Annotated in this window: 18 protein-coding genes and 4 tRNA genes; 19 read left to right on the forward strand and 3 right to left on the reverse strand. The window is 63.0% G+C overall.

Annotated elements, in window-relative coordinates; translation table 11 throughout:
• Nucleotides 1-61: 61 nt before the first annotated feature.
• From gltX to NLX68_RS25430, 10 genes are all read left to right on the forward strand, one after another.
• Nucleotides 62-1,543 (forward strand): glutamate--tRNA ligase, encoded by a 1,482-nt coding sequence (gene gltX / locus NLX68_RS25385; protein ID WP_254286327.1) that lies wholly within the window; start codon nucleotides 62-64, stop codon nucleotides 1,541-1,543.
• 280 nt (nucleotides 1,544-1,823) lie between these two features.
• Nucleotides 1,824-1,899, forward strand: a tRNA-Ala gene (locus tag NLX68_RS25390).
• 79 nt (nucleotides 1,900-1,978) lie between these two features.
• Nucleotides 1,979-2,054 (forward strand) — tRNA-Glu (locus NLX68_RS25395).
• A 53-nt stretch (nucleotides 2,055-2,107) separates the two neighbouring features.
• Nucleotides 2,108-2,183 (forward strand) — tRNA-Ala (locus NLX68_RS25400).
• Nucleotides 2,184-2,227: 44 nt separating this feature from the next.
• Nucleotides 2,228-2,303, forward strand: a tRNA-Glu gene (locus NLX68_RS25405).
• 178 nt (nucleotides 2,304-2,481) lie between these two features.
• Nucleotides 2,482-3,021, forward strand: a complete 540-nt coding sequence (locus NLX68_RS25410; protein WP_213569945.1) for a TetR/AcrR family transcriptional regulator — start codon at nucleotides 2,482-2,484, stop codon at nucleotides 3,019-3,021.
• Nucleotides 3,022-3,049: 28 nt separating this feature from the next.
• Nucleotides 3,050-3,883, forward strand: coding sequence for an alpha/beta fold hydrolase (locus NLX68_RS25415; protein WP_254286328.1), 834 nt, complete (start codon nucleotides 3,050-3,052; stop codon nucleotides 3,881-3,883).
• A 44-nt stretch (nucleotides 3,884-3,927) separates the two neighbouring features.
• The gene (locus NLX68_RS25420; RefSeq protein WP_254286329.1) at nucleotides 3,928-4,368 is read left to right on the forward strand and encodes a thioesterase family protein; all 441 of its coding nucleotides are present in this window, start codon (nucleotides 3,928-3,930) and stop codon (nucleotides 4,366-4,368) included.
• Between the two features lie 49 nt (nucleotides 4,369-4,417).
• The gene (locus tag NLX68_RS25425; RefSeq protein ID WP_100782041.1) at nucleotides 4,418-5,377 is read left to right on the forward strand and encodes a tRNA-dihydrouridine synthase; all 960 of its coding nucleotides are present in this window, start codon (nucleotides 4,418-4,420) and stop codon (nucleotides 5,375-5,377) included.
• Nucleotides 5,378-5,492: 115 nt separating this feature from the next.
• Nucleotides 5,493-5,939, forward strand: coding sequence for an Hsp20 family protein (locus tag NLX68_RS25430; RefSeq protein ID WP_010223248.1), 447 nt, complete (start codon nucleotides 5,493-5,495; stop codon nucleotides 5,937-5,939).
• Nucleotides 5,940-6,401: 462 nt separating this feature from the next.
• Here the strand turns inward: NLX68_RS25430 and NLX68_RS25435 are convergent, their stop codons facing one another.
• From NLX68_RS25435 to NLX68_RS25445, 3 genes are all read right to left on the reverse strand, one after another.
• Complete coding sequence (locus NLX68_RS25435) at nucleotides 6,402-7,088, reverse strand: DUF2268 domain-containing putative Zn-dependent protease (protein WP_254286330.1); 687 nt, start codon at nucleotides 7,086-7,088, stop codon at nucleotides 6,402-6,404.
• 27 nt (nucleotides 7,089-7,115) lie between these two features.
• Nucleotides 7,116-10,412, reverse strand: a complete 3,297-nt coding sequence (locus NLX68_RS25440; RefSeq protein ID WP_254286331.1) for an EAL domain-containing protein — start codon at nucleotides 10,410-10,412, stop codon at nucleotides 7,116-7,118.
• A gap of 61 nt (nucleotides 10,413-10,473) precedes the next feature.
• A complete protein-coding gene (locus tag NLX68_RS25445) occupies nucleotides 10,474-11,358 on the reverse strand; it encodes a LysR family transcriptional regulator (protein WP_010223251.1) in 885 nt (294 codons plus the stop codon).
• Nucleotides 11,359-11,488: 130 nt separating this feature from the next.
• Between NLX68_RS25445 and leuC the strand changes: the two genes are divergently transcribed.
• From leuC to NLX68_RS25490, 9 genes are all read left to right on the forward strand, one after another.
• Nucleotides 11,489-12,922, forward strand: a complete 1,434-nt coding sequence (gene leuC / locus NLX68_RS25450) for a 3-isopropylmalate dehydratase large subunit (RefSeq protein WP_254286332.1) — start codon at nucleotides 11,489-11,491, stop codon at nucleotides 12,920-12,922.
• Nucleotides 12,919-13,563, forward strand: coding sequence for a 3-isopropylmalate dehydratase small subunit (gene leuD, locus NLX68_RS25455; RefSeq protein ID WP_115085981.1), 645 nt, complete (start codon nucleotides 12,919-12,921; stop codon nucleotides 13,561-13,563). The genes leuC and leuD overlap by 4 nt, the downstream gene beginning before the upstream one ends.
• A gap of 97 nt (nucleotides 13,564-13,660) precedes the next feature.
• Complete coding sequence (locus NLX68_RS25460) at nucleotides 13,661-14,425, forward strand: class I SAM-dependent methyltransferase (RefSeq protein WP_010223254.1); 765 nt, start codon at nucleotides 13,661-13,663, stop codon at nucleotides 14,423-14,425.
• A gap of 53 nt (nucleotides 14,426-14,478) precedes the next feature.
• Nucleotides 14,479-15,561, forward strand: coding sequence for a 3-isopropylmalate dehydrogenase (gene leuB / locus NLX68_RS25465; RefSeq protein ID WP_036996469.1), 1,083 nt, complete (start codon nucleotides 14,479-14,481; stop codon nucleotides 15,559-15,561).
• A 68-nt stretch (nucleotides 15,562-15,629) separates the two neighbouring features.
• A complete protein-coding gene (asd, locus tag NLX68_RS25470; RefSeq protein ID WP_010223256.1) occupies nucleotides 15,630-16,742 on the forward strand; it encodes an aspartate-semialdehyde dehydrogenase in 1,113 nt (370 codons plus the stop codon).
• Nucleotides 16,743-16,944: 202 nt separating this feature from the next.
• Complete coding sequence (locus NLX68_RS25475) at nucleotides 16,945-17,955, forward strand: aspartate-semialdehyde dehydrogenase (protein ID WP_254286333.1); 1,011 nt, start codon at nucleotides 16,945-16,947, stop codon at nucleotides 17,953-17,955.
• Nucleotides 17,956-18,025: 70 nt separating this feature from the next.
• Nucleotides 18,026-20,749, forward strand: a complete 2,724-nt coding sequence (locus NLX68_RS25480) for a FimV/HubP family polar landmark protein (RefSeq protein WP_254286334.1) — start codon at nucleotides 18,026-18,028, stop codon at nucleotides 20,747-20,749.
• 89 nt (nucleotides 20,750-20,838) lie between these two features.
• A complete protein-coding gene (truA, locus tag NLX68_RS25485) occupies nucleotides 20,839-21,693 on the forward strand; it encodes a tRNA pseudouridine(38-40) synthase TruA (protein ID WP_213569942.1) in 855 nt (284 codons plus the stop codon).
• A gap of 61 nt (nucleotides 21,694-21,754) precedes the next feature.
• Complete coding sequence (locus tag NLX68_RS25490; protein ID WP_254286335.1) at nucleotides 21,755-22,375, forward strand: phosphoribosylanthranilate isomerase; 621 nt, start codon at nucleotides 21,755-21,757, stop codon at nucleotides 22,373-22,375.
• Nucleotides 22,376-22,593 lie beyond the last annotated feature (218 nt).

The raw sequence follows: 22,593 nt of genomic DNA on the forward strand, positions 1-22,593 counted from the left end.
GCCCGATGCCCGCTCCCTGTTAACATCCCGCCTTTGTTTCATCTCTAGTTCGAGACTGTCCATGACCACCGTTCGCACGCGTATCGCGCCATCGCCTACTGGCGATCCCCACGTCGGCACTGCTTACATTGCCCTGTTCAACTACTGCTTTGCCAAGCAGCACGGCGGCGAGTTCATCCTGCGTATCGAAGATACCGACCAGTTGCGTTCGACCCGCGAGTCGGAACAGCAGATCTTCGACGCCCTGCGCTGGCTCGGCATCGAGTGGAGCGAAGGTCCGGACGTCGGCGGCCCGCACGGCCCTTACCGGCAGAGCGAGCGCGGCGATATCTACAAGCAGTATGCCCAGCAGCTGGTTGACCTTGGTCACGCCTTCCCGTGCTTCTGCACCGCCGAAGAGCTCGACCAGATGCGCGCCGAGCAGATGGCCCGCGGCGAAACCCCGCGCTACGACGGCCGCGCCTTGCTGCTGTCGGCAGAAGAAGTGCAGCGCCGCCTGGCCGCTGGCGAGCCGCACGTGATCCGCATGAAAGTGCCGAGCGAAGGCGTCTGCGTGGTCCCGGACATGCTCCGTGGCGACGTCGAGATCCCGTGGGATCGCATGGACATGCAGGTACTGATGAAAACCGACGGCCTGCCAACCTACTTCCTGGCCAACGTCGTTGATGACCACCTGATGGGCATCACCCACGTGCTGCGCGGCGAAGAGTGGCTGCCGTCGGCGCCCAAGCTGATCAAGCTGTACGAGTACTTCGGCTGGGAACAACCGACCCTGTGCTACATGCCGCTGCTGCGTAACCCGGACAAGAGCAAGCTGTCCAAGCGCAAGAACCCGACCTCGGTGACCTTCTACGAGCGCATGGGCTTCATGCCGGAAGCCATGCTCAACTACCTGGGCCGCATGGGCTGGTCGATGCCGGACGAGCGCGAGAAGTTCTCCCTGGCCGAGATGGTCGAGCACTTCGACCTGTCGCGCGTCTCCCTCGGCGGGCCGATTTTCGATATCGAGAAGCTGTCGTGGCTCAACGGCCAGTGGCTGCGTGACCTGCCGGTGGAAGAGTTCGCCGCGCGCCTGCAGAAGTGGGCATTCAACAGCGACTACATGATGCAGATCGCGCCGCATGTGCAGGGCAGGGTAGAGACCTTCAGCCAGGTCGTGCCGTTGGGGGGCTTCTTCTTTGAGGGTGGCCTCAAGCTCGATGCCAAGCTGTTCGAGAGCAAGAAACTTTCGGCCGACCAGGTACGCCAGGTCATCCAGCTGATCCTGTGGAAGCTCGAAAGCCTGCGTCAGTGGGAAAAAGACCGCATCACCGGTTGCATCCAGGCGGTGGTCGACGCCCTGGAACTGAAGTTGCGTGATGCCATGCCGCTGATGTTTGCTGCGATTACCGGCCAGGCCAGCTCGGTCTCGGTGCTCGATGCCATGGAAATCCTTGGCCCGGACCTGACCCGCTACCGCCTGCGCCAGGCCCTGGACCTGCTCGGTGGTGTGTCGAAGAAAGAAAACAAGGAGTGGGAAAAGCTCTTGGGCACCATCGCCTGATTGCCTGACCTTGGTAAAACTTCGCGGGGCAAACCCGCTCCTACCTGTTCAGCAGGAGTGAGCTTGCCCCGCGAAGAGGCCCGCAAACCCCTGTAAAACCGGGGTGTTTCATCCGGCCGGGCGGTAAGTGTTTGTTATCTCGGAAATTTTTTTTGAATTTTGTTGAAAATATATTTGACAGGTTCGCCATCCGATCTTAATATGCGCCCCGTCCACAGCGATGAACGAAAACGAAGCGCGAAGCACCCAGCCAAGCGATTCAAGTTCAAAGCGACATTGTGGGGCTATAGCTCAGCTGGGAGAGCGCCTGCATGGCATGCAGGAGGTCAGCGGTTCGATCCCGCTTAGCTCCACCAAATTCCGATTCGTAGTCAGCTAGACTGGCTGCGAAATCAACCGGGTTCCAGCGACCAGGTTGGTAAGGTAAGAAGGTTCGTCCCCTTCGTCTAGTGGCCTAGGACACCGCCCTTTCACGGCGGTAACAGGGGTTCGAGTCCCCTAGGGGACGCCAGTTTCACACAAGCAACGTCGAAAGAGGTTGCTGGGCCGCGAGGCTAAAAATCTGGGGCTATAGCTCAGCTGGGAGAGCGCCTGCATGGCATGCAGGAGGTCAGCGGTTCGATCCCGCTTAGCTCCACCAATTTTGCCAGGATTCGTGAAAACGGATCTGCACGAAGGTTACAAGTCCCCTTCGTCTAGTGGCCTAGGACACCGCCCTTTCACGGCGGTAACAGGGGTTCGAGTCCCCTAGGGGACGCCATTTTACCCACTTTGTGGGATTTCAAGGCTCATTCGATTATTGAATGAGCCTTTTGTTTTTGCCTCGAAAAAACTTCCCCCCAAGCCTCTCTTGCCTGACGCGACAAGCGGCAGCACTTTCTGCTTGCCAAAAAATATTATGAGAATAATATTCTAACCATAATATTTTGGAGGCGAGCATGAACGACAAAAAGGCGAAAACCCGCGAACGGATTCTCGATGCAGCCTGCAGTGCGCTGATTCAGCACGGCCCGGCCGAGCCCAGCGTCAATCAGGTAATGGGTGCTGCCGGCCTGACTGTCGGGGGCTTTTACGCCCATTTCGACAGCAAGGACGCGCTGATGCTCGAAGCCTTTCGCCAGTTGCTCGGCGAGCGTCGGGCGCTGCTCGCCGAAGTCGACCCGAACATGAGTGGCGAGGAGCGCCGTGCCCTGGTCGCCGCCTTTTATCTTTCTCGCAAGCACCGCGACGCCACCGAGCGCGCCTGCCCGCTGCCCACCTCGCTGGGCGAAATGGCGCGCCTGCCGGAGGCCTTCCGGGCGGTGCTGGCCGAGCACATCGAATTGATGATGGCCAATCTTGCCGACAGCCCTGAGGAGGCTGACAAGGTCCTGGCCGACATGGCCCTGATGATCGGTGGCCTGGCCCTGGCCCGCGCTTTGGGCACTGGCGAGCTGTCTGACCGCATCCTGCGTGCCGCCAAGTCGGCGGTTGTCTGAACCACGCGCTATCCACCGGAGCAAAGCGATGAATACCTTGAGCTGGATTCGTAGCGTCAACGGCACCCTTGGGCATATTGCGCCGGAGCATGTCGCGCGCAAGATGCGCCGGGCCTTCATGACCCCGCGCAACCTGCCGCCACGGGAATGGGAGCTGCCACTGCTGGCCCGTGCCGAGCGCATCACCTTGCGCTTCGGGCTTTCTGCGCTGCGCTGGGGCCAGGGCCCGACGGTGCTGTTGATGCACGGTTGGGAAGGGCGCCCAACCCAGTTCGCACGCTTGATCGACACCCTGGTCGAGGCTGGCTACACCGCCGTGGCGCTGGAAGGCCCGGCGCATGGCCGTTCGCCGGGTAGCGAAGCCAATGTGGTGCTGTTTGCCCGGGCCTTGCTTGAGGCCGCCGCCGAACTGCCGCCGCTGCAGGCGGTGATCGGCCACTCCATGGGCGGTGCCAGCATGCTCCTGGCCCTGCAGTGGGGCCTGCGCGCCGAAGTGGCGGTGAGCATCGCCGCGCCAGCCCAGTTGCTTGGCGTAGTCCGTGGCTTTGCGCGGCGCCTGGGCATGCCGGCACGGGCGCGGGCGGCGTTTATCCGCCAGATCGAGCGCGATGTCGGTGTGCAGATTGCCCGCCTGGATGTCAGTGGCTACCAGCTGGAACTGCCTGGCTTGATCGTGCATGCCGAGGATGACCCGCTGGTACCGGTCAAGGAGTCCGACGCCATTCACCGGGCCTGGTTCGACAGCCGCCTGCTGCGCCTGCCTGACGGCGGCCATCAGCGCGTGCTGGCTGACCCGCAACTGGTCGAGGGGGTGCTGGCGTTGCTGCAGCGCAGCAGTTCACCGGCGCGGCAATCGGCCTGAGCATCCGGTACACTCTGCCCGTTCACCACGGACCTGGAGCGGGCATGAGTTGGGATCTGGCAACACCGTTCATCATCGACCTGCGGGTCGCTGCCGACGACATCGACGGCCTCGGCCACGCCAACAACGCAGTCTATGTCACCTGGCTTGAGCGTTGCGCCTGGCGCCACTCCCAGCGCCTGGGGCTGGACCTGGCCGAGTACCGGCGCCTGGACCGGGCCATGGCCGTGGTCCGCCACGAAATCGACTACCTTGCCGCCGCCTATGAAGACGACGAGTTGCAACTGGCAACCTGGATTGTCGACTGGGGCCAACGGCTGAAAATGACCCGGCGCTTCCAGCTGGTTCGTCCCAGCGACGGCACCACCTTGCTGCGCGCGCAGACCACCTTCGTCTGCATCGAGTTATCCACGGGGCGGCCCAAGCGCATGCCGGCCGAGTTCATTGACGGCTATGGCCCGGCGCTGATGGCCGGAGCGCTGTAGGCCGCGGATTTTGCTAGACTGCCGGCCTTTTCCAGCCGAGATGCAACCCATGCAAATTGCCCTGGCCCCGATGGAGGGGCTGGTCGACGACATTCTTCGCGACGTACTGACCCAGGTGGGCGGCATCGACTGGTGTGTCACCGAGTTCATTCGGGTCTGCGACCGCTTGTTGCCGGCGGCCACCTTCGAAAAGCTCGCGCCGGAGCTGAGCCAGGGTGCGCAGACCGCTGCCGGGGTGCCGTTGCGCGTGCAATTGCTGGGCTCCGACCCGGTGTGCCTGGCCGAAAACGCGGTGCTGGCCTGTGAACTGGGCGCGCCGGTGATCGACCTCAACTTCGGCTGTCCGGCCAAGACCGTGAACAAGTCGCGTGGTGGTGCGGTGTTGCTCAAGGAACCAGAGCTGCTGCATGCCATCTTGCGAGAAGTGCGTCGCGCGGTCCCTGCGCATATTCCGGTCACGGCCAAGATGCGCCTGGGCTTCGACAGCCCCGACGGCGCCCTGGACTGTGCCCGGGCCCTGGCCGAAGGCGGCGCCGAGCAATTGGTGGTGCATGCGCGAACCAAGGTCGACGGCTACAAGCCGCCTGCCCATTGGGAGTGGGTGGCGCGGGTGCAGGACGTGGTCAAGGTGCCGGTGTATGCCAACGGCGAGGTCTGGACCCTGGAAGACTGGCGGCGTTGCCGAGAAGTCAGCGGTGTTGAAGACATCATGCTGGGCCGTGGCCTGGTTTCGCGCCCGGACCTTGCCCGGCAGATCGCCGCCGAACGTGATGGTGTCGAGTTCGTGCCCATGGACTGGCACAGCTTGCTGCCGCTGATCCGGGACTTCTGGGGCCAGGCCCGGGCGCAGATGACGCCGCGCCAGGCACCGGGGCGCTTGAAGCAGTGGGTGGCGATGTTGACCCGCACCTACCCCGAGGCGGTGGCGCTGTTCACGGAATTGCGCCGGGAGACCGACTGTGACCGGGTCGGGCAGTTGATCGGTGTGCCGGTCTGCGAGGCGGCCTGAAAAAATTTTTGCAGGGTTGCTTGAAAAGCAGGCGAGGGTCCTTATCTAGGGAGTACGCGATGCCGAAGTCGGGTCGCGCTACTACACAACCTCGCTGATTTTCAGGAGATGCATCATGACTACTGCTTTTTCTCTGGCTCCACTGTTCCGTCATTCCGTGGGTTTCGACCGTTTCAATGACCTGTTCGAATCTGCGGCGCGTAATGAGGCGGGTAGCAGCTACCCTCCCTACAACGTTGAAAAACATGGCGATGACCACTATCGAATCGTCGTTGCTGCGGCAGGTTTCCAGGAGCAGGATCTGGACCTGCAAGTGGAAAAAGGCGTCTTGACCGTGACTGGCGGCAAGCGTGACAGCAACGCTGAAAGCGTTACCTATCTGCATCAGGGCATCGCCCAACGGGCGTTCAAGTTGTCGTTCCGGTTGGCTGACCATATCGAGGTCAAGGCGGCTGGTCTGGCTAACGGGCTGCTGAGCATCGATCTGCTGAGGATCGTGCCGGAAGAGGCCAAGGCCAAGCGGATCCCGATCAATGGGGATGGCAAGCCTGCTCTGAATTGATTGTTGTTTGTTTAGGAAAGGGTGCCTTCGGGCACCCTTTTTTTTTGGCTCTGAGATTTTGGTGTTGATCCGGTTGTTTTGGTGGTGCTGAGTCACCTTTCCGCCCTTGCGGCGGCTTACTTTTTTCAGTCGAAAAAAAAGTAAGCAAAAATTCTTGCCCCACCAGGGGCCCTACGCTGCGCTTCGGGTTCCCTCCCTCCGGTGTCGCTACGGGGCATTGCGAACTACGAGTTGCAAGCAACTCTACGTTTCGCAACTTCGGCTAACGCCGAAGGTGCTGCGCACTAGCCCCTTCGCAACACCTCCACTCGGCCCTTCTGGTTAACGGGGCCGGTAGATCAAGATCACAAGCAGATCAAGAGCACAATTCGTGTTGCCCTTGTGGGAGCGGGCTTGACCCGCGATGCGATTTGGCAGGCAGGGCGCTATCGCGGGGCAAGTCGAGTCGTTGAGTCGTGCACCCTACGGTTTGATAACCAACCCTGCTCGAATGCCAGCGGCAATTACAGTATCCGCAGCAACTGAAATCCATTCTTCACCACTTACGGCAGGTGACTGCGTAAGCCAATGATCAGCCAGTTGGTACCCAAGGCTGTACCCCAGCCAACGCGGGAAATCTCTGTTAGTGCCAAAGAACCATGCAGAGTGATCATAATCACGTCTCGCCAGCTGGCAGCTGTCTGGAGGGGCTGCAAGCAGAGCCGGCAAACCAATAGCGCGCTCCCAGGGCTCTGGCTCGCTGCCAAGTAGGTGGCTTACAAACCGCCCCGCCAGGCCCTCGCTTACCAGCGCTTCACCTAAGGTGTGACCGTATCCCGGTCCGGCCATGCGCAGGCAATGATGTGCTTCGTGGATGATCTGGCGCAGCAATGTGCCGTTGTTCAGGCTGGCAGCAAAATTGGAATTCTCCGGGTCCACCGTCAGCGAAAACAGGTTGTGGCGAAAGGCATATCCCATGAGACCGACTTCGGGTATGACCTGGCCCGGCAGAGCTTGAACCAGAATGTCCAGAGCAGGGGCGGGCAATAGACGTTCGATTGCCTTTTCGGCCTCTACAGCCTGTTCGGTTATCGCTGACTGCCAATTGCTCAGGTCACCGCTTGCCTGAAGCCAATGCAGCGTCCAGTTGGCTGAGCCTACTGGATTCATGTTCCCCCCCTCAGATGCACCAGTCGATCAATGATCGGCCGGCGCCTCAAGCAACATTGCCCGAAACTCCCCCAGCGGCAACGGCCGGCTATGCAGGTACCCCTGGTACAAATGACACCCCAGCCGCTCGAGAAACTCCAGCTGCTCCGACAGCTCCACCCCTTCGGCGATCACCGCCAGGTCCAGGCTGCGGGCCATGGCGACGATGGCGCGGACGATCTCGGCGTCGTTGGGGTCCAGCGGTGCGTCGCGGACGAACGATTGGTCGATCTTCAGGGCATCCACCGGCAGGCGTTTGAGGTAGGTCAGCGAGGAATAGCCAGTACCAAAGTCATCCATGGCAAAGCTCACGCCTAAGGCCTTGAGCTCGCGCATTTTGCTGATGGTGTCTTCCAGGTTCTGAATGACGATGCCTTCGGTAATCTCCAGCTTGAGGATTCTGTGCGGCAGGCGGAAGTCGTCGAGGCTGCGCATCACCCGCTCGACGAAGTCGTTCTGGCGGAACTGTCGCGGGCTGATGTTCACGCACAGGCTGAAGTCGTCCGGAGCGATCAGGCCGTCGCGCAGCATACCGGCACAGGCGTCGCAGGCTTCGTCGAGGATCCAGCTGCCAACTTCCAGTATCAGCCCGCTTTCTTCCAGCACCTGGATGAACTGCGCCGGCGGCTGCTGGCCCAGTTGCGGGTGGTGCCAGCGCAACAGCACTTCGGCACCGACGATGCGGTTGTCGCGGGCATCGACCTGGGGCTGGAAGTGCAGGGCCAGTTCGCCGCGGGCCAAGGCCAGGCGCAGGTCGTTTTCCATGCGCAGGCGCTCGCTGGCGGCCTTTTGCATGGTGGTGTGGAACATTTGCGTGGTGTTGCGCCCGGAATCCTTGGCCCGGTACAGGGCGATGTCGGCGCGTTTGAGCAGGTCGGCCGGGGTCGAACCATGGTCGGGGATCAGCGCCACGCCGATGCTCGGCGTCACCTGCAGGCGCTGGCCGTCCAGCGACATCGGCTCGGCCAGCAGTTCGCGCAGGGTGTCGGCCAGTTCGCGGACTTTCTCCGTGACTTCCTCGCGGCTGCCTTCCAGGCCGCTGAGCAGGACCACGAATTCGTCACCGCCCAGGCGCGCGACGGTGTCCTCCAGGCGCACGCTGGCTTCCAGGCGCGCGGTGATGATCTTGAGCACCGTATCGCCGACCGGATGGCCGAGGGAGTCGTTGATGTGCTTGAAGTGATCGAGGTCGAGAAACAGCAAGGCGCCACGCAGGTTGTGGCGCTTGAGCAGGGCGATCTGCTGGCTCAGGCGGTCCATCAGCAGGGCGCGGTTGGGCAGGTTGGTCAGCGGGTCGTGGTAGGCCAGGTGACGGATTTGCGCCTGGGCGTTCTTCAACTGACTGACATCGCGGGCGGTGAGCAGCAGGCACTCGGTTTCGTTGAGGTTGATCGGCTCGATCGACACCTCGACGGTAAGAATGTCGCCGCGCTTGTTGCGCCCGAGCATTTCCCGGTGATGCACGCGGCCTTTTTCCTGGAATTCGCTGAGCAGCGCCGCGCGCTGCTTGTCGTCGGCCCAGATGCCGATGTCGTGCACGGTCTGGCCGATCACTTCGGCCGCGCTGTAGCCGGTCAGGCGGCAGAAGCCATCGTTGACCTCCAGGTAGCGGCCGCTGTCGCGCTCGGTGATGGTGATGGCATCGGGGCTGGAGTGAAACGCCTTGGCAAATTTTTCTTCGCTGGCCTTGAGCGCCGCTTCGGCGCGCTGCTGCTGGGTGATGTCGCGCAGGGTGGTGACGCTGCAGGGCTGGTTGTCGACCTTGATCAGGCGGCTGGAGATCACGCAGGTCAGCGGCTGGCCGTCCTTGTGGTTGACCACCACGGCGACGTTGTTCAGGGCCTGGTCACGGATTACCCGTTCGATGCGTCGGGCGCGTTCGGCGGACTCGGCCCACAGGCCGATCTGTTCGGCGGTGTTGCCCAGTACCTGTTCGGCGTTCCAGCCAAACACCTGGGTAAAGGCCGGGTTGATCTCGATGAACTGGCCGCTGTCCTGGCGAGTGACGCAGATCGGGTCGGGGCTGGCCTGGAACAGGCTGGCGAACTTTTCTTCGGAGCTGGTCAGGCGCTGTTCGCGTTCGACCTGGTCGCTGATGTCCAGCAAGGTGCCGGCCATGCGCAGCGGGTTGCCCTGTTCGTCACGGTACAGCCGTGCACGGCTTTCGATGTAGCGCGAGGTGCCATCTTCCAGCTGGATGCGGTAGGTGATCTGGTAGTTGCCGGCCGGGCCTTCACGCAGGCTGCGATAAGCCTGGCGCATGGTGCTGCGCTCCAGTTCCGGCACGCCTTCGAAAAACGCCTCGAAGGATTCGTGAAAGGGGGCCGGTTCAAGGCCGTGCAACTGGGCCGCGCGCGCCGAGCCGTAAAGCATGCCGCTGGGGATGTGCCAGTCCCAGGTGCCCAGCTGCGCCGAGTCCAGGGCCAGGTCCAGGCGTTCCTGGCTGTCCTTGAGTGCTTGTTCGGCGCGTTTGCGCTCGCTGGTGTCGACAAAGGTGCTGAGCAGGTAGGCGGTGCCTTCCAGCTCGATATTCTGGGTGCAGAGAATGCCGTCGTGAACTTCACCGTTGCTGCCGCGAAACTGCACTTCGAGGGTCACCGGGCCGCTGGTGCCGCTGGTCGCCGCCAGTACCTGGTGGCGCTGCTGCGGATGGACCCACAGGCCCAGCTCCAGGGTGCTCTTGTGGATGATCTGGTGGCCCGGCCAGCCGAGGATGTTCTCAAAATGCTGGTTGACCTCGTAGATCATGCCGTCGGCACGGCGGGTCAGCAGGATGACATTGGGGCTCAGGTGGAAGAGGGTGGCGAAGCGCTTTTCCGAGTTGATCAGCGCCGCTTCCCGTTCGCGTTGACGGGTGATCTCGCGGATTACCCCGACCATTTGCCGCCGTCCGCTGCGGTCCTTGGTCATACTGCCGTTGATTTCCAGCCAGTGCAGGCTGCCATCGGGCCAACGGATGCGATGGCGCAGGGCCTGCTCCACCGGCTCGCCGTTGACCACCGCATGAAACGCCTGCAGGGTACGGGGACGGTCTTCCATGGGCACCAGTTCGAGGTAGTCCAGGTCGTTGGGCAGTGGATGGTGCGGATCGAAGCCGAACAGTGCCTGGGTGCCGCGTGACCAGCTGATCTGCCCGGTCTCGACATCCCAGAACCAGGCACCCAGGCGCGCACCGTTGAGCGCCGCCAGCAGTTGCGGGGCGTTTTCCCAGGTTTGCTCCGATTCCTGGGGGTCCGCTGCATGAATTCGGGGCATGCGCGGAAAACGGTTTGCTGATTTGGGCATCGATACCAGACCTTTGGCAGATAACGCGTCCTTGAGCGGGCAGGCTTGCCCGGATGCTACCTCAGTGGTTCAAGGGGCTTGCTTGGCTGTCGAGCAGTGCCATAAAGGCCCTGGCGGCATTCGATAACGTTCGTTCGGTGTGCAGAATGTAGCCTAGCTGGCGCGACAGCTGTATGCCCGGCAAGGCGATGGGTGCAACCTGCTCATCGAGCATAGTACGTGGCAATACACTCCATGCCAGGCCGATGGAAACCATCATCTTGATAGTTTCCAGGTAGTTGGTGCTCATGGCGATGTTCGGGGCCAGGCCCTGGGCTTCGAACAGGCGCTGGACAATATGGTGTGTGAAGGTGTTGCCGCCGGGGAAAACCGCCGGATGGTGGGCAATGTCGGCCAGGCTCACCGCGCCTTTGCGCGCCAGTGGATGCTCGGGGGCGGCGACGAAGTCCAGCGGGTCGTCCCATACCGGCACGGCGCGTACCAGGTGGTGGGGCTCCGGGGCCAGGGTGATTACGGCAATTTCCGCTCGGCCATGGAGGATTTCTTCGTAGGCTACTTCTGAATCGAGAAATTGGATGTCCAGCGCCACCGCCGGGTACTGGCGGGTAAAGGCCCTTAATAGCGGTGGCAGGCGGTGCAGGCCGATGTGATGGCTGGTGGCCAGGGTCAGGCGCCCGCTGACTTCACCGGTGAGGTTGCTCAGGGCCCGGCGGGTGTCGTCCAGTACATTGAGTATCTGGTAGGCGCGCGGCAGCAAGGCGCGTCCGGCCTCGGTCAGGTTGACCTCGCGGCCCAGGCGGTCGAACAGGCGCACATCCAGCTGCTGCTCAAGGCCGGCGATGCGTTTGCTGATTGCAGGTTGGGTCAGGTGCAGGCGTTCCCCAGCCCCGGAAAAGCTGCCGGTCTCGGCGATTGCAATAAAGGCATTGAGATTGGCCAGATCCACTACTCGAATTCCTTTTAGTTATCCAAAGCATAAAAATTATGAATTTGAGTTATTCAATCTACCGGCATAGCATCGCCCGTACAAGCCAAGGGGTTATTGGCATAGAAAGACGCTGATGAGGAACAGTCTGATGGCCGGCAAAACGCTTTACGACAAGCTCTGGGATTCGCATTTGGTCAAGCAGCGCGACGATGGTTCGGCGCTGATCTACATCGACCGTCACATCATTCACGAAGTGACGTCGCCGCAAGCCTTCGAAGGCCTGCGCCTGGCCAATCGCAAACCCTGGCGCATCGATGCCAACATCGCCACGCCTGATCACAACGTGCCGACCACTCCGGAGCGCAAAGGCGGTATCGACGCCATTGTCGACCAGGTCTCGCGTTTGCAGGTTCAGACCCTCGATGAAAACTGCGACGAGTATGGCATCGTCGAATTCAAGATGAATGACGTGCGTCAGGGCATCGTCCACGTCATCGGCCCGGAGCAGGGCGCGACCTTGCCGGGCATGACCGTGGTCTGCGGCGACTCGCACACCTCGACCCACGGTGCCTTCGGCGCCCTGGCCCACGGTATCGGCACCTCCGAGGTCGAGCACGTGCTCGCGACCCAGTGCCTGGTGGCCAAGAAAATGAAGAACATGCTGGTGCGCGTCGAAGGCAAACTGCCGTTTGGCGTCACTGCCAAGGACATTGTCCTCGCCGTGATCGGCAAGATCGGCACCGCTGGCGGCAACGGCCATGCCATGGAATTCGCCGGCAGCGCCATTCGCGAGTTGTCGGTCGAAGGCCGCATGACTATCTGCAACATGTCCATCGAAGCCGGTGCCCGGGTTGGCCTGGTGGCCACTGATGAAAAAACCGTCGAGTACGTCAAGGGCCGCCCTTACGCGCCGAAAGGCGAGCAGTGGGCACAAGCGGTCGAAACCTGGAAAGACCTGGTGTCCGATGCCGATGCGGTGTTCGACACGGTGATCGAGCTGGACGCCGCGCAGATCAAGCCGCAGGTCAGCTGGGGCACTTCGCCGGAAATGGTCCTGGCGGTTGACCAGCGTGTGCCGGACCCGGCTGCCGAAGCCGACCTGGTCAAGCGTGGCTCGATCGAACGGGCCTTGAAGTACATGGGCCTGAGCGCCAACCAGGCGATCACCGACATCCAGCTTGACCGGGTGTTCATCGGCTCCTGCACCAACTCGCGCATCGAAGACCTGCGCGCCGCCGCCGAAATCGCCAAGGGCCGCAAGGTGGCCGCGACCATCAAGCAGGCAATCGTGGTGCCGGGCTCGGGCCTGGTCAAAGCCCAGGCGGAAAAAGAAGGCCTGGACAAGATTTTCCTCGAAGCGGGCTTTGAGTGGCGTGAACCGGGTTGCTCGATGTGCCTGGCGATGAACCCTGACCGCCTGGAGAGTGGCGAGCATTGCGCCTCCACCTCCAACCGCAACTTTGAAGGGCGCCAGGGTGCCGGTGGTCGTACCCACCTGGTGAGCCCGGCGATGGCCGCCGCCGCCGCCGTTACCGGCCGTTTTATCGATGTACGTGAGTTGATCCAAGGGAGCGCAGCATGAAAGCCTTTACCCAGCACACTGGCCTTGTCGCGCCATTGGACCGTGCCAACGTCGACACCGACCAGATCATTCCCAAGCAATTCTTGAAGTCGATCAAGCGCACCGGCTTTGGCCCCAACCTGTTCGATGAATGGCGCTACCTGGATGTCGGCCAGCCGTACCAGGACAACAGCAAGCGCCCGCAGAACCCGGATTTCGTTCTCAACCACGCGCGTTACCAGGGTGCCAGCGTATTGCTCGCTCGCGAGAACTTCGGTTGCGGTTCGAGCCGCGAGCATGCGCCCTGGGCCCTGGAAGAATACGGCTTTCGCAGCATCATCGCGCCGAGCTACGCCGACATCTTCTTCAACAACAGCTTCAAGAACGGCTTGCTGCCGATCATCCTCAGCGAGCAAGAAGTCGATGAGCTGTTCAAGCAGGTCGAAGCCGAGCCTGGCTACCAGTTGAACGTGGACTTGCAGGCGCAGACCGTGACCCGTCCTGACGGCAAGGTGCTGAGCTTCGAGATTGACGCGTTTCGCAAGCACTGCCTGCTCAACGGCCTGGATGACATCGGCCTGACCTTGCAGGATGGCGAGGCGATTGCCGCGTTTGAAGCCAAGCATCGGGCTAGCCAGCCCTGGTTGTTTCGTGACGTCTGACTAATACGCTGAACCGGCTGACGCCATCGCCGGCAAGACCGGCTCCCACAGGTGTGTGGGAGCTGGCGTTGCCAGCGATGAGGCCAAGGAGATCGCAATGACCAGCACCACCCATAAGGACGTCGTCCAGCGCCAGTTCGGCGAACAGGCCAGTGCCTACCTGAGCAGCGCCGTGCATGCCCAGGGCAGTGAATTTGCCCTGTTGCAGGCCGAACTTGCCGGCCAAGGCCGCGCACGCCTGCTGGACCTTGGCTGTGGCGCCGGCCATGTAAGTTTCCACGTTGCCCCGCTGGTGCGTGAAGTGGTGGCCTATGACCTGTCGCAGCAGATGCTCGACGTGGTCGCCGCTGCAGCTGCCGAGCGCGGCTTCGAGAACATCGTTACCGAGCGTGGCGCCGCCGAGCGTCTGCCGTTCGCCGATGCTTCGTTCGATTTCGTCTTCAGCCGCTATTCGGCGCACCACTGGAGCGACCTCGGCCTGGCCTTGCGTGAAGTGCGCCGGGTGCTCAAGCCGGGTGGCGTGGCGGCCTTCATCGACGTGATGTCGCCGGGCAGCCCGCTGCTCGACACCTACCTGCAGAGCGTCGAAGTGCTGCGCGATACCAGCCATGTGCGCGATTATTCGGCCAGCGAATGGCTGCAACAGGTCAGCGAAGCCGGCCTCTTCACCCGCAGCCACAGCCGCCAGCGCCTGCGCCTGGAGTACAGCTCCTGGGTCGAGCGCATGCGCACCCCTGAAGTGATGCGTGGCGCCATTCGCCAATTGCAGCAGGCGATGGGCGAAGAAGTACGGCAGTATTACCAGATTGAAGCCGACGGCTCGTTCAGCACCGATGTCGTGGTGCTCTGGGCCGAACGCTAGGTTTTTTCCGGCAGGCCAACAGGGCGTGCCGCTTGAATTGAATAGAGGAAAGCATGAGCAAGCAGATTCTGATTCTTCCAGGAGATGGCATTGGTCCGGAAATCATGGCCGAGGCGGTCAAGGTGCTGGAACTGGCCAACGACAAGTTCCAGCTCGGCTTCAGCCTGGAACACGACGTCATCGGTGGCGCCGCCATCGACAAGCACGGCGTACCCCTGGCCGACGAGACCCTGGCTCGTGCACGCAAGGCCGACGCGGTGCTGCTCGGCGCCGTTGGCGGGCCGAAGTGGGACAAGATCGAGCGCGACATTCGCCCCGAGCGCGGCCTGCTGAAGATCCGTTCGCAACTGGGCCTGTTTGCCAACCTGCGCCCGGCGATCCTCTACCCGCAACTGGCCGACGCCTCGTCGCTCAAGCCGGAAATCGTCGCGGGCCTGGACATCCTCATCGTTCGTGAACTGACTGGCGGCATCTACTTCGGCGCGCCACGCGGCACCCGCGAGCTGCAAGGCGGCGAGCGCCAGGCCTACGACACCCTGCCGTACAGCGAAAGCGAAATCCGCCGTATCGCCCGGGTCGGTTTCGACATGGCCCGCGTGCGCGGCAAGAAGCTCTGCTCGGTGGACAAGGCCAACGTCCTGGCTTCCAGCCAGCTGTGGCGCGAGATCGTCGAGGAAGTGGCCAAGGACTACCCGGATGTCGAGCTCAGCCACATGTACGTCGACAACGCCGCCATGCAACTGGTGCGTGCACCCAAGCAGTTCGATGTGATGGTCACCGACAACATGTTCGGCGACATCCTGTCGGATGAAGCTTCCATGCTCACCGGCTCCATTGGCATGCTGCCATCAGCGTCGCTGGATGCCGACAACAAAGGCATGTACGAGCCTTGCCACGGCTCGGCACCGGACATCGCCGGCCAGGGCATTGCCAACCCGTTGGCGACCATCCTTTCGGTGTCGATGATGCTGCGCTACAGCTTCAACCAGCAGGCGGCAGCCGAAGCCATTGAAAAGGCCGTCAGCCTGGTGTTGGATCAGGGGCTGCGCACCGGCGACATCTGGTCGGCCGGTTGCAGCAAGGTAGGTACGCAGGAAATGGGCGACGCAGTAGTCGCAGCGCTGCGGAATCTGTAATCTCTCGGGCCCGCTGCTGTTTTTCCTTGTGAAGCAGCGGCCCACTTTTTAGCAAAGGTGTAGTTGCGATGAAACGTGTAGGTCTGATCGGTTGGCGCGGTATGGTCGGTTCCGTGCTCATGCAGCGGATGCTGGAAGAGCAGGATTTTGATCTGATCGAGCCGGTGTTCTTCACCACCTCCAACGTCGGTGGCCAGGGTCCGGCAGTGGGCAAGGATATTGCTCCGCTCAAGGACGCTTACAGCATTGAAGAGCTCAAGACCCTCGATGTGATCCTGACCTGTCAGGGCGGCGACTACACCAACGAAGTCTTCCCCAAGCTGCGCGAAGCCGGCTGGCAGGGCTACTGGATCGACGCCGCCTCCAGCCTGCGCATGCAGGATGACGCGGTCATCGTCCTCGACCCGGTCAACCGCAAGGTCATCGACCAGCAGCTCGACGCGGGCACCAAGAACTACATCGGCGGCAACTGCACCGTCAGCCTGATGCTGATGGGTCTGGGCGGCCTGTTCGAAGCGGGCCTGGTCGAGTGGATGAGCGCCATGACCTATCAGGCAGCCTCCGGCGCCGGCGCGCAGAACATGCGTGAGCTGATCCGCCAGATGGGCGCAACCCACGCCGCGGTGGCCGATGACCTGGCCAACCCGGCCAGCGCCATCCTCGACATCGACCGCAAGGTCGCCGAGGCCATGCGCAGTGAAGCCTACCCGACCGAGAACTTCGGTGTGCCGCTGGCCGGCAGCCTGATCCCGTGGATCGACAAGGAACTGCCTAACGGCCAGAGCCGTGAAGAGTGGAAGGCCCAGGCCGAGACCAACAAGATCCTCGGCCGCTTCAAGAGCCCGATCCCGGTCGACGGCATCTGCGTGCGCATCGGCGCCATGCGTTGCCACAGCCAGGCGCTGACCATCAAGCTGAACAAGGACGTGCCGATCGCCGACATCGAAGGCATGATCAGCCAGCACAACCCTTGGGTGAAACTGGTGCCGAACCAGCGTGAAATCAGCATGCAGGAGCTGAGCCCGACCAACGTCACCGGGACGCTGAACATCCCGGTGGGTCGCCTGCGCAAGCTGAACATGGGCTCCCAGTACCTGGGCGCCTTCACCGTCGGTGACCAGCTGCTGTGGGGTGCGGCCGAGCCGCTGCGGCGCATGCTGCGGATCCTGCTGGAGCGTTGATTGCTACGCAGCGTTGAATCAAAGCCCGTGCTGGAAACAGCGCGGGCTTTTTTGCTTTGCATGGGGCCGCTATGAGGCCTCTCGTGGGAGCTGGCGTTGCCAGCGATGGGCTGCGCAGCAGCCCCAATACAGCCTTGCACAAGACTGCAAGGGCAAATCCAAGTAAAGTGCCGCTCCCGCCGTTCCAGCAGAGGATTTTTCCATGAGCCAGCCTATTGATATCGCCGTCATCGGTGCCACCGGTACTGTCGGTGAGACCCTTGTACAAATTCTGGATGAATGCGATTTCCCGGTCGGCACCCTGCACCTGCTGGCCAGCAACGAATCGGCGGGCAGCGGCGTGATGTTTCGCAGCAAGAGCCTGCGCGTGCGCGAGGTCGACAGCTTCGACTTCAGCAAGGTCAAGCTGGCTTTCTTTGCCGCCGGCCCGGCGGTGACCCGCAGCTTCGCGCCACGGGCGCAGGCGGCCGGTTGTGCGGTGATCGACCTGTCCGGCGGCCTGCCGGCCGAACAGGCGCCGGCGGTGGTGCCAGAAGCCAACCCGGCGGTGCTCGACAACCTCAAGGCGCCGCTGCAACTGAGTAGCCCAAGCGCCGCCGCGATCGCCCTGGCGGTCACCTTGGCGCCACTCAAGGGCCTGCTGGCGCTTGAGCGCATCAACGTTACCGCGTGCCTGGCAGTCTCGGCCCAAGGGCGCGAGGCGGTCAACGAGCTGGCCCGGCAGACCGCCGAGCTGCTCAATGCCCGGCCGCTGGAGCCACGCTTCTTCGACCGGCAGATGGCCTTCAACCTGCTGGCCCAGGTCGGCGCCAGCGATGCCGAAGGCCATGGCGCCCTGGAGCGCCGCCTGGTCAGCGAGTTGCGCGAGGTGCTCGGCTTGCCTTCACTGAAGATTTCCGTGAGCTGCGTTCAAGTCCCGGTGTTTTTCGGCGATAGCTACAGTGTGTCCGTGCAAAGCCGTACGCCGGTCGACCTGGCGGCGGTCAACGCCGCGCTGGAAGCCGCTGACAGCATCGAGCTGGTGGAGGAGGGTGATTATCCGACGCCAGTGGGTGACGCAGTGGGCCAGGACGTGGTCTATGTTGGACGGGTACGCGGTGGAATCGACGAGGCTGAGCAGCTCAACCTCTGGCTGACCACCGACAATGTGCGCAAAGGCGCGGCCCTGAACGCGGTCCAGCTGGCGCAATTGTTGATAAAAGGCCTTGTGTAAAAGATACTTGCCGACAATTTGCCCCACTTGTTCTCGGTTGCCGGGGAAGGTTCATTCAAAGGAAGAGGTCATGCTTCGAATTCGCAAACTGGTCTTAGCAATTGCCGCGGCGTCGGCGCTGTCGTCCGGTATGGCGCATGCCCTCGGGTTGGGCGAGCTGACGTTGAAGTCAGCGCAGAACCAACCCCTGGATGCCGAGATCGAACTGCTCGATGTCCGCGACCTGACGGCGGCCGAAGTGGCGCCGAGCCTAGCGCCGCCCGAGGAGTTCGCCAAGGCCGGTGTCGAGCGCCAGGCGTTTCTCAATGACCTGACCTTCACCACGGTGATCAACCCCAACGGCAAGAGCGTGTTGCGGGTGACCTCGAGCCAGCCGCTGCCGGCACCGATGGTCAAGTTCCTGGTTCAAGTCATGTGGCCGAGCGGTCGACTGCTGCGCGACTACAGCGTGCTGGTCGACCCGGCCAAGTTCAACACGCCGGCCGGGCAACCGGCGCCGGCGGGCGTTGCACCTGCGGTGACGGCGGCCAACTACACCACCGTGCGTCGCGATACCCTGTGGGAAATCGCCTCGAAAGCCCGTCAGGGTGGCTCGGTGCAACAGACCATGCTGGCCATCCAGGCGTTGAACCCGGATGCCTTCATCAACGGCAACATCAACCTGCTGAAAACCGGCCAGGTCCTGCGCCTGCCCGATCAACAGCAGATCGCCAGTATTCCCCAGGCCCAGGCCGTCACCGAAGTCGCCGAGCAGTACGCTGCCTGGCGCGAAGGCCGGCGCCTGGGCCCGCGTGCGCGCCAGCTCGACGCCACCCGGCGCAGCGGCGCCGAGGCGGCGCCGGCGCGCATCGCCAATCAGGACAGCCTCAAGCTGGTCGCGCCCGGCAGCAAAGCCGCTGCGGGCAGCAAAGGCCTCAGCGACAAATTGGCCGTGGCCCAGGAAAGCCTGGACACCAGCCGTCGCGACAACGAAGAACTCAAAGGCCGTATGGCCGACCTGCAGAGCCAACTGGACAAACTGCAGCGCCTGATCGCGCTGAAAAACGACCAGTTGGCCAAGCTCGAAGCCCAGGGCGCCGCAGATGCCGCTGCGCCCGAAGCCGCCGCGACCCAGCCACCGGCGATCTCCGCCGAGCTGCAACCGGCCCCGGCACCTGCGCAGCCAGCAGTCACGCCAGCGCCGGCAGCGGTCGATACCGCACCGGTTGACCCGGCGCAGCCTGTGGTCGCCGAACAGGCGCCGGCCGATTCGAACAAGATGCTCGACGATCTGCTCGGCAACCCATTGCTGCTGGCGCTGATTGCCGGCTCCGCGGTGTTGGTGCTGTTGCTTTTGCTGCTGTTGCTGGCCCGCAAGCGCAAGGCCGACCAGGAAGCGGAAAAACACCTGCGCATGGCCCGGGCCCTGGCTGAGGAGGGCGAGCGCGCTGCAGACCTGGACCTGCCGCCAAGCAGCTTTGAAGGCCTGGACGTGGTGCCGCCGAGCGTTACCCTGGCGCCGGCAGTGGTGGCCGCGTCCGCTGCTGCCGCGACAGCCGCCGCATTGCCTGCCGAAGAGCCTGCACCTGAACCTGCGCAAGCTGCGCCGAGCACACCGGTGCAAGGCCCGATCGCCGCGCCGCTGGTTGCCCCGGCGGCCAGCGCTGCGGCACCGACCGGCGATGCCTTGCTCGACGAAGTGGAGCTGAACATCGCCCGTGGCCGCCTCAATCACGCCGCCGAGCTACTGGAGCCTGCGGTTGCCGCCGCGCCGGAGCGCAGCGACCTGCGCTTGAAACTGATGGAAGTCTACGCCCGTCAGGGCGACCGGGATGCCTTTGTCGGCCACGAGCGCCAGTTGATCGCCACCGGCCAGAACCATGCCGATGTCGAAGCCTTGAAAAACCGCTTCCCGGCCATGCTGGCAGTCGCTGCCGCAGGGGTCAGTGCTGCGGTGCTGGCGGCCGAACTGGACGCCCAGTACGTCCAGGAGCTGCTGCAGGACGAAGCGCTTGCCGAGCCGGTCGCTGAAGTCGAGCCGGTGCTCGAGGCCGAGCCGGTCGTTGAGCCTGAACCTGTCGTTGAGGAGCCGCTGGCGGATCTTGAGCCGTTGCCTGAAGACGACCTGGACAGCGCTTTCGACCTGAGCCTGGAGGAAGATCTGCAAGGCCTGGAGCTGGACGAGCCGCCACTGCTCGATGAGCCTTCGCTGGCCGTTGAAGAACCGCAGGTGGCAGAAGCTGCGGGCGAAACCAGCCCCGCTCAACCGGACTTCGACGCCTTGCTGGAAGAGCATCTTGCCCAGCCTGAGCAGGCCCTGGACGACCTGGCCGATTTTGACCTCGATGTCGCAGGCGACGAGCCTGGGCCACAGCCGAGCAGCGAAAACCTCGATGTCGCCGCCGAGCTGGCGGCGTTCGATGAAACCATGCCGGAGTTCGACCCGCTGAGCGAGCTGGACCTGCCGGAAGACTTCGACCTGTCGCTGTCGCTGGACGACTCGGAGGCGGACAAGCACTTTGCCTCGGAGCTCGATGACGTCAACGCCGAACTCGACAAGCTGTCGCAAAGCCTTGAGCAGCCATCGATCGAAGCGCACTTCACTGAAGCGGACGCCGCCCTGAGCGACGACCTGGACGATGATTTCGACTACCTCGGCGGCGCCGACGAAGTGGCCACCAAGCTTGACCTGGCCCGGGCCTATATCGACATGGGCGACCATGACGGCGCCCGCGACATCCTTGATGAAGTGCGCAAGGACGGTAGCGATACCCAGCGCCAGGAAGCCGACGAGCTGCTCTCGCGCCTGGTCTGAGTTCAGCCTGTGCACCGCCGACGGCAGCCCAAGTGGCTGCCGTTGTCGTTATAATTACCGCCATCTGCTAAACCAACAGGCTGTATCCCTTGGAAATCATTGATAACGCGGCTGCCGAAGTGGCGGCCGAAGGCTTCTTTCGTATTGCTTTGGGCGTTGAGTACAAAGGCTCGCGCTACCGCGGCTGGCAGCGCCAGGCCAGTGGCGTGGCGAGCGTGCAGCAAACCCTGGAAGAAGCCTTGTCGCGGGTGGCCGATTCGCCGGTCACTCTGCACTGTGCCGGGCGCACCGATGCGGGCGTGCATGCCTGTGGCCAGGTGGTGCATTTCGACACCCAGGCGGTGCGCAGCATGAAGGGCTGGACCATGGGCGCCAATATCAACCTGCCCCATGACATCAGCGTGTCCTGGGCCAAGGAAATGCCCGCGCACTTCCATGCGCGCTTCAAGGCCATCGCCCGGCGTTACCGCTACGTGATCTACAACGACCAGATCCGCCCGGCGCACCTGGGCGAAGAGGTGACCTGGAACCACCGGCCGCTGGACGTCGAGCGCATGGCCCTGGCTGCCGAGTACCTGGTCGGCACCCACGACTTCAGCGCCTTCCGCGCTGGCCAGTGCCAGGCCAAGTCGCCGATCAAGAATCTTCATCACCTGCGCGTTACCCGCCACGGCCAGATGATCGTCCTCGACATTCGCGCCAGTGCCTTCCTCCACCATATGGTGCGCAACATTGCCGGCGTGCTGATGACCATCGGCGCCGGCGAGCGTCCGCTGGAGTGGGCCAGGGAAGTGCTGGAAAGCCGTGAGCGGCGCGCCGGCGGGGTGACCGCGCATCCGTACGGGCTGTACCTGGTGCAGGTCGAGTACCACGACGAGTTCGAGCTGCCCGAGCGTTACATCGGCCCACACTTCCTGACCGGCTATGAGACATTGACAGGCTGACGGCCCGCAAGCCATTTGCTAACATCCGGGACTTTCCGCTTTCTGCTGAGGTTCACAGGTCATGAGCGCCGTTCGCAGCAAAATCTGCGGCATTACCCGCATCGAGGATGCGCTGGCCGCAGCCGAGGCGGGTGCCGATGCCATCGGCCTGGTGTTCTATGCCAAAAGCCCGCGGGCGGTCAGTGTGCAGCAGGCGCGGGCGATCATCGCCGCACTGCCGCCGTTCGTCACCACGGTGGGCCTGTTCGTCAACGCCAGCCGCTGTGAGCTGACGGAAATCCTCGAAGCGGTGCCGCTGGACCTGCTGCAGTTTCATGGCGATGAAACCCCGGCCGAATGCGCAGCTTTCAACCGCCCATGGATCAAGGCATTGCGGGTGCGCCCGGGCGACGACCTGGAGGCCAGCTGCAAGCTCTACAGCGGTGCCAGCGGTATTCTTCTCGATACCTACGTGGCCGGCGTGCCAGGCGGTACCGGCGAGGCCTTCGACTGGTCGCTGGTGCCTGCGCAACTGAGCAAGCCGATCATTCTCGCCGGTGGCTTGTCGCCTGAGAACGTGGCGCACGCCATCCAGCAGGTGCGGCCCTACGCGGTGGATGTCAGCGGGGGCGTGGAGCAGGCCAAGGGCATCAAGGACCCGGCGCGGATCGAGGCATTTATCCGCGCGGTCAAGCAGGCGTGAAATCGCTGCATGCTGCGGATGTGACGGCTGGCCGCGCGCCATCGTCCATAGCTTTCGCAGCCCGGTGCTGCCGGATCGCGCCCATGGGCCGGTCGAAATTACCGGGTGACGCCACAGGCGTCGCCCTTACAGGTTGACGATGGTGCGGTATCGGGGTGGCTCGCTGCAGGCGGGCGCCGGAGCCGGATCATCATCGCGTCATACACGAATTGAGCTCA

It is taken from the genome of Pseudomonas sp. SBB6 (genome assembly GCF_024213215.1).
Lineage (GTDB): Bacteria > Pseudomonadota > Gammaproteobacteria > Pseudomonadales > Pseudomonadaceae > Aquipseudomonas > Aquipseudomonas donghuensis.

What these genes read in the sequence shown, in the direction of transcription:
- NLX68_RS25475 (WP_254286333.1), top strand. Translation starts at nt 16,945, where the DNA reads ATGAGCCAGCCTATTGATATCGCCGTCATCGGTGCCACCGGTACTGTC.
- NLX68_RS25425 (WP_100782041.1), top strand. Translation starts at nt 4,418, where the DNA reads ATGCAAATTGCCCTGGCCCCGATGGAGGGGCTGGTCGACGACATTCTT.
- leuC (WP_254286332.1), top strand. Translation starts at nt 11,489, where the DNA reads ATGGCCGGCAAAACGCTTTACGACAAGCTCTGGGATTCGCATTTGGTC.
- asd (WP_010223256.1), top strand. Translation starts at nt 15,630, where the DNA reads ATGAAACGTGTAGGTCTGATCGGTTGGCGCGGTATGGTCGGTTCCGTG.
- NLX68_RS25440 (WP_254286331.1), bottom strand. Translation starts at nt 10,412, where the DNA reads ATGCCCAAATCAGCAAACCGTTTTCCGCGCATGCCCCGAATTCATGCA.
- NLX68_RS25435 (WP_254286330.1), bottom strand. Translation starts at nt 7,088, where the DNA reads ATGAATCCAGTAGGCTCAGCCAACTGGACGCTGCATTGGCTTCAGGCA.
- NLX68_RS25420 (WP_254286329.1), top strand. Translation starts at nt 3,928, where the DNA reads ATGAGTTGGGATCTGGCAACACCGTTCATCATCGACCTGCGGGTCGCT.
- NLX68_RS25460 (WP_010223254.1), top strand. Translation starts at nt 13,661, where the DNA reads ATGACCAGCACCACCCATAAGGACGTCGTCCAGCGCCAGTTCGGCGAA.
- NLX68_RS25430 (WP_010223248.1), top strand. Translation starts at nt 5,493, where the DNA reads ATGACTACTGCTTTTTCTCTGGCTCCACTGTTCCGTCATTCCGTGGGT.
- leuD (WP_115085981.1), top strand. Translation starts at nt 12,919, where the DNA reads ATGAAAGCCTTTACCCAGCACACTGGCCTTGTCGCGCCATTGGACCGT.
- gltX (WP_254286327.1), top strand. Translation starts at nt 62, where the DNA reads ATGACCACCGTTCGCACGCGTATCGCGCCATCGCCTACTGGCGATCCC.
- NLX68_RS25415 (WP_254286328.1), top strand. Translation starts at nt 3,050, where the DNA reads ATGAATACCTTGAGCTGGATTCGTAGCGTCAACGGCACCCTTGGGCAT.
- NLX68_RS25490 (WP_254286335.1), top strand. Translation starts at nt 21,755, where the DNA reads ATGAGCGCCGTTCGCAGCAAAATCTGCGGCATTACCCGCATCGAGGAT.
- leuB (WP_036996469.1), top strand. Translation starts at nt 14,479, where the DNA reads ATGAGCAAGCAGATTCTGATTCTTCCAGGAGATGGCATTGGTCCGGAA.
- NLX68_RS25480 (WP_254286334.1), top strand. Translation starts at nt 18,026, where the DNA reads ATGCTTCGAATTCGCAAACTGGTCTTAGCAATTGCCGCGGCGTCGGCG.
- NLX68_RS25410 (WP_213569945.1), top strand. Translation starts at nt 2,482, where the DNA reads ATGAACGACAAAAAGGCGAAAACCCGCGAACGGATTCTCGATGCAGCC.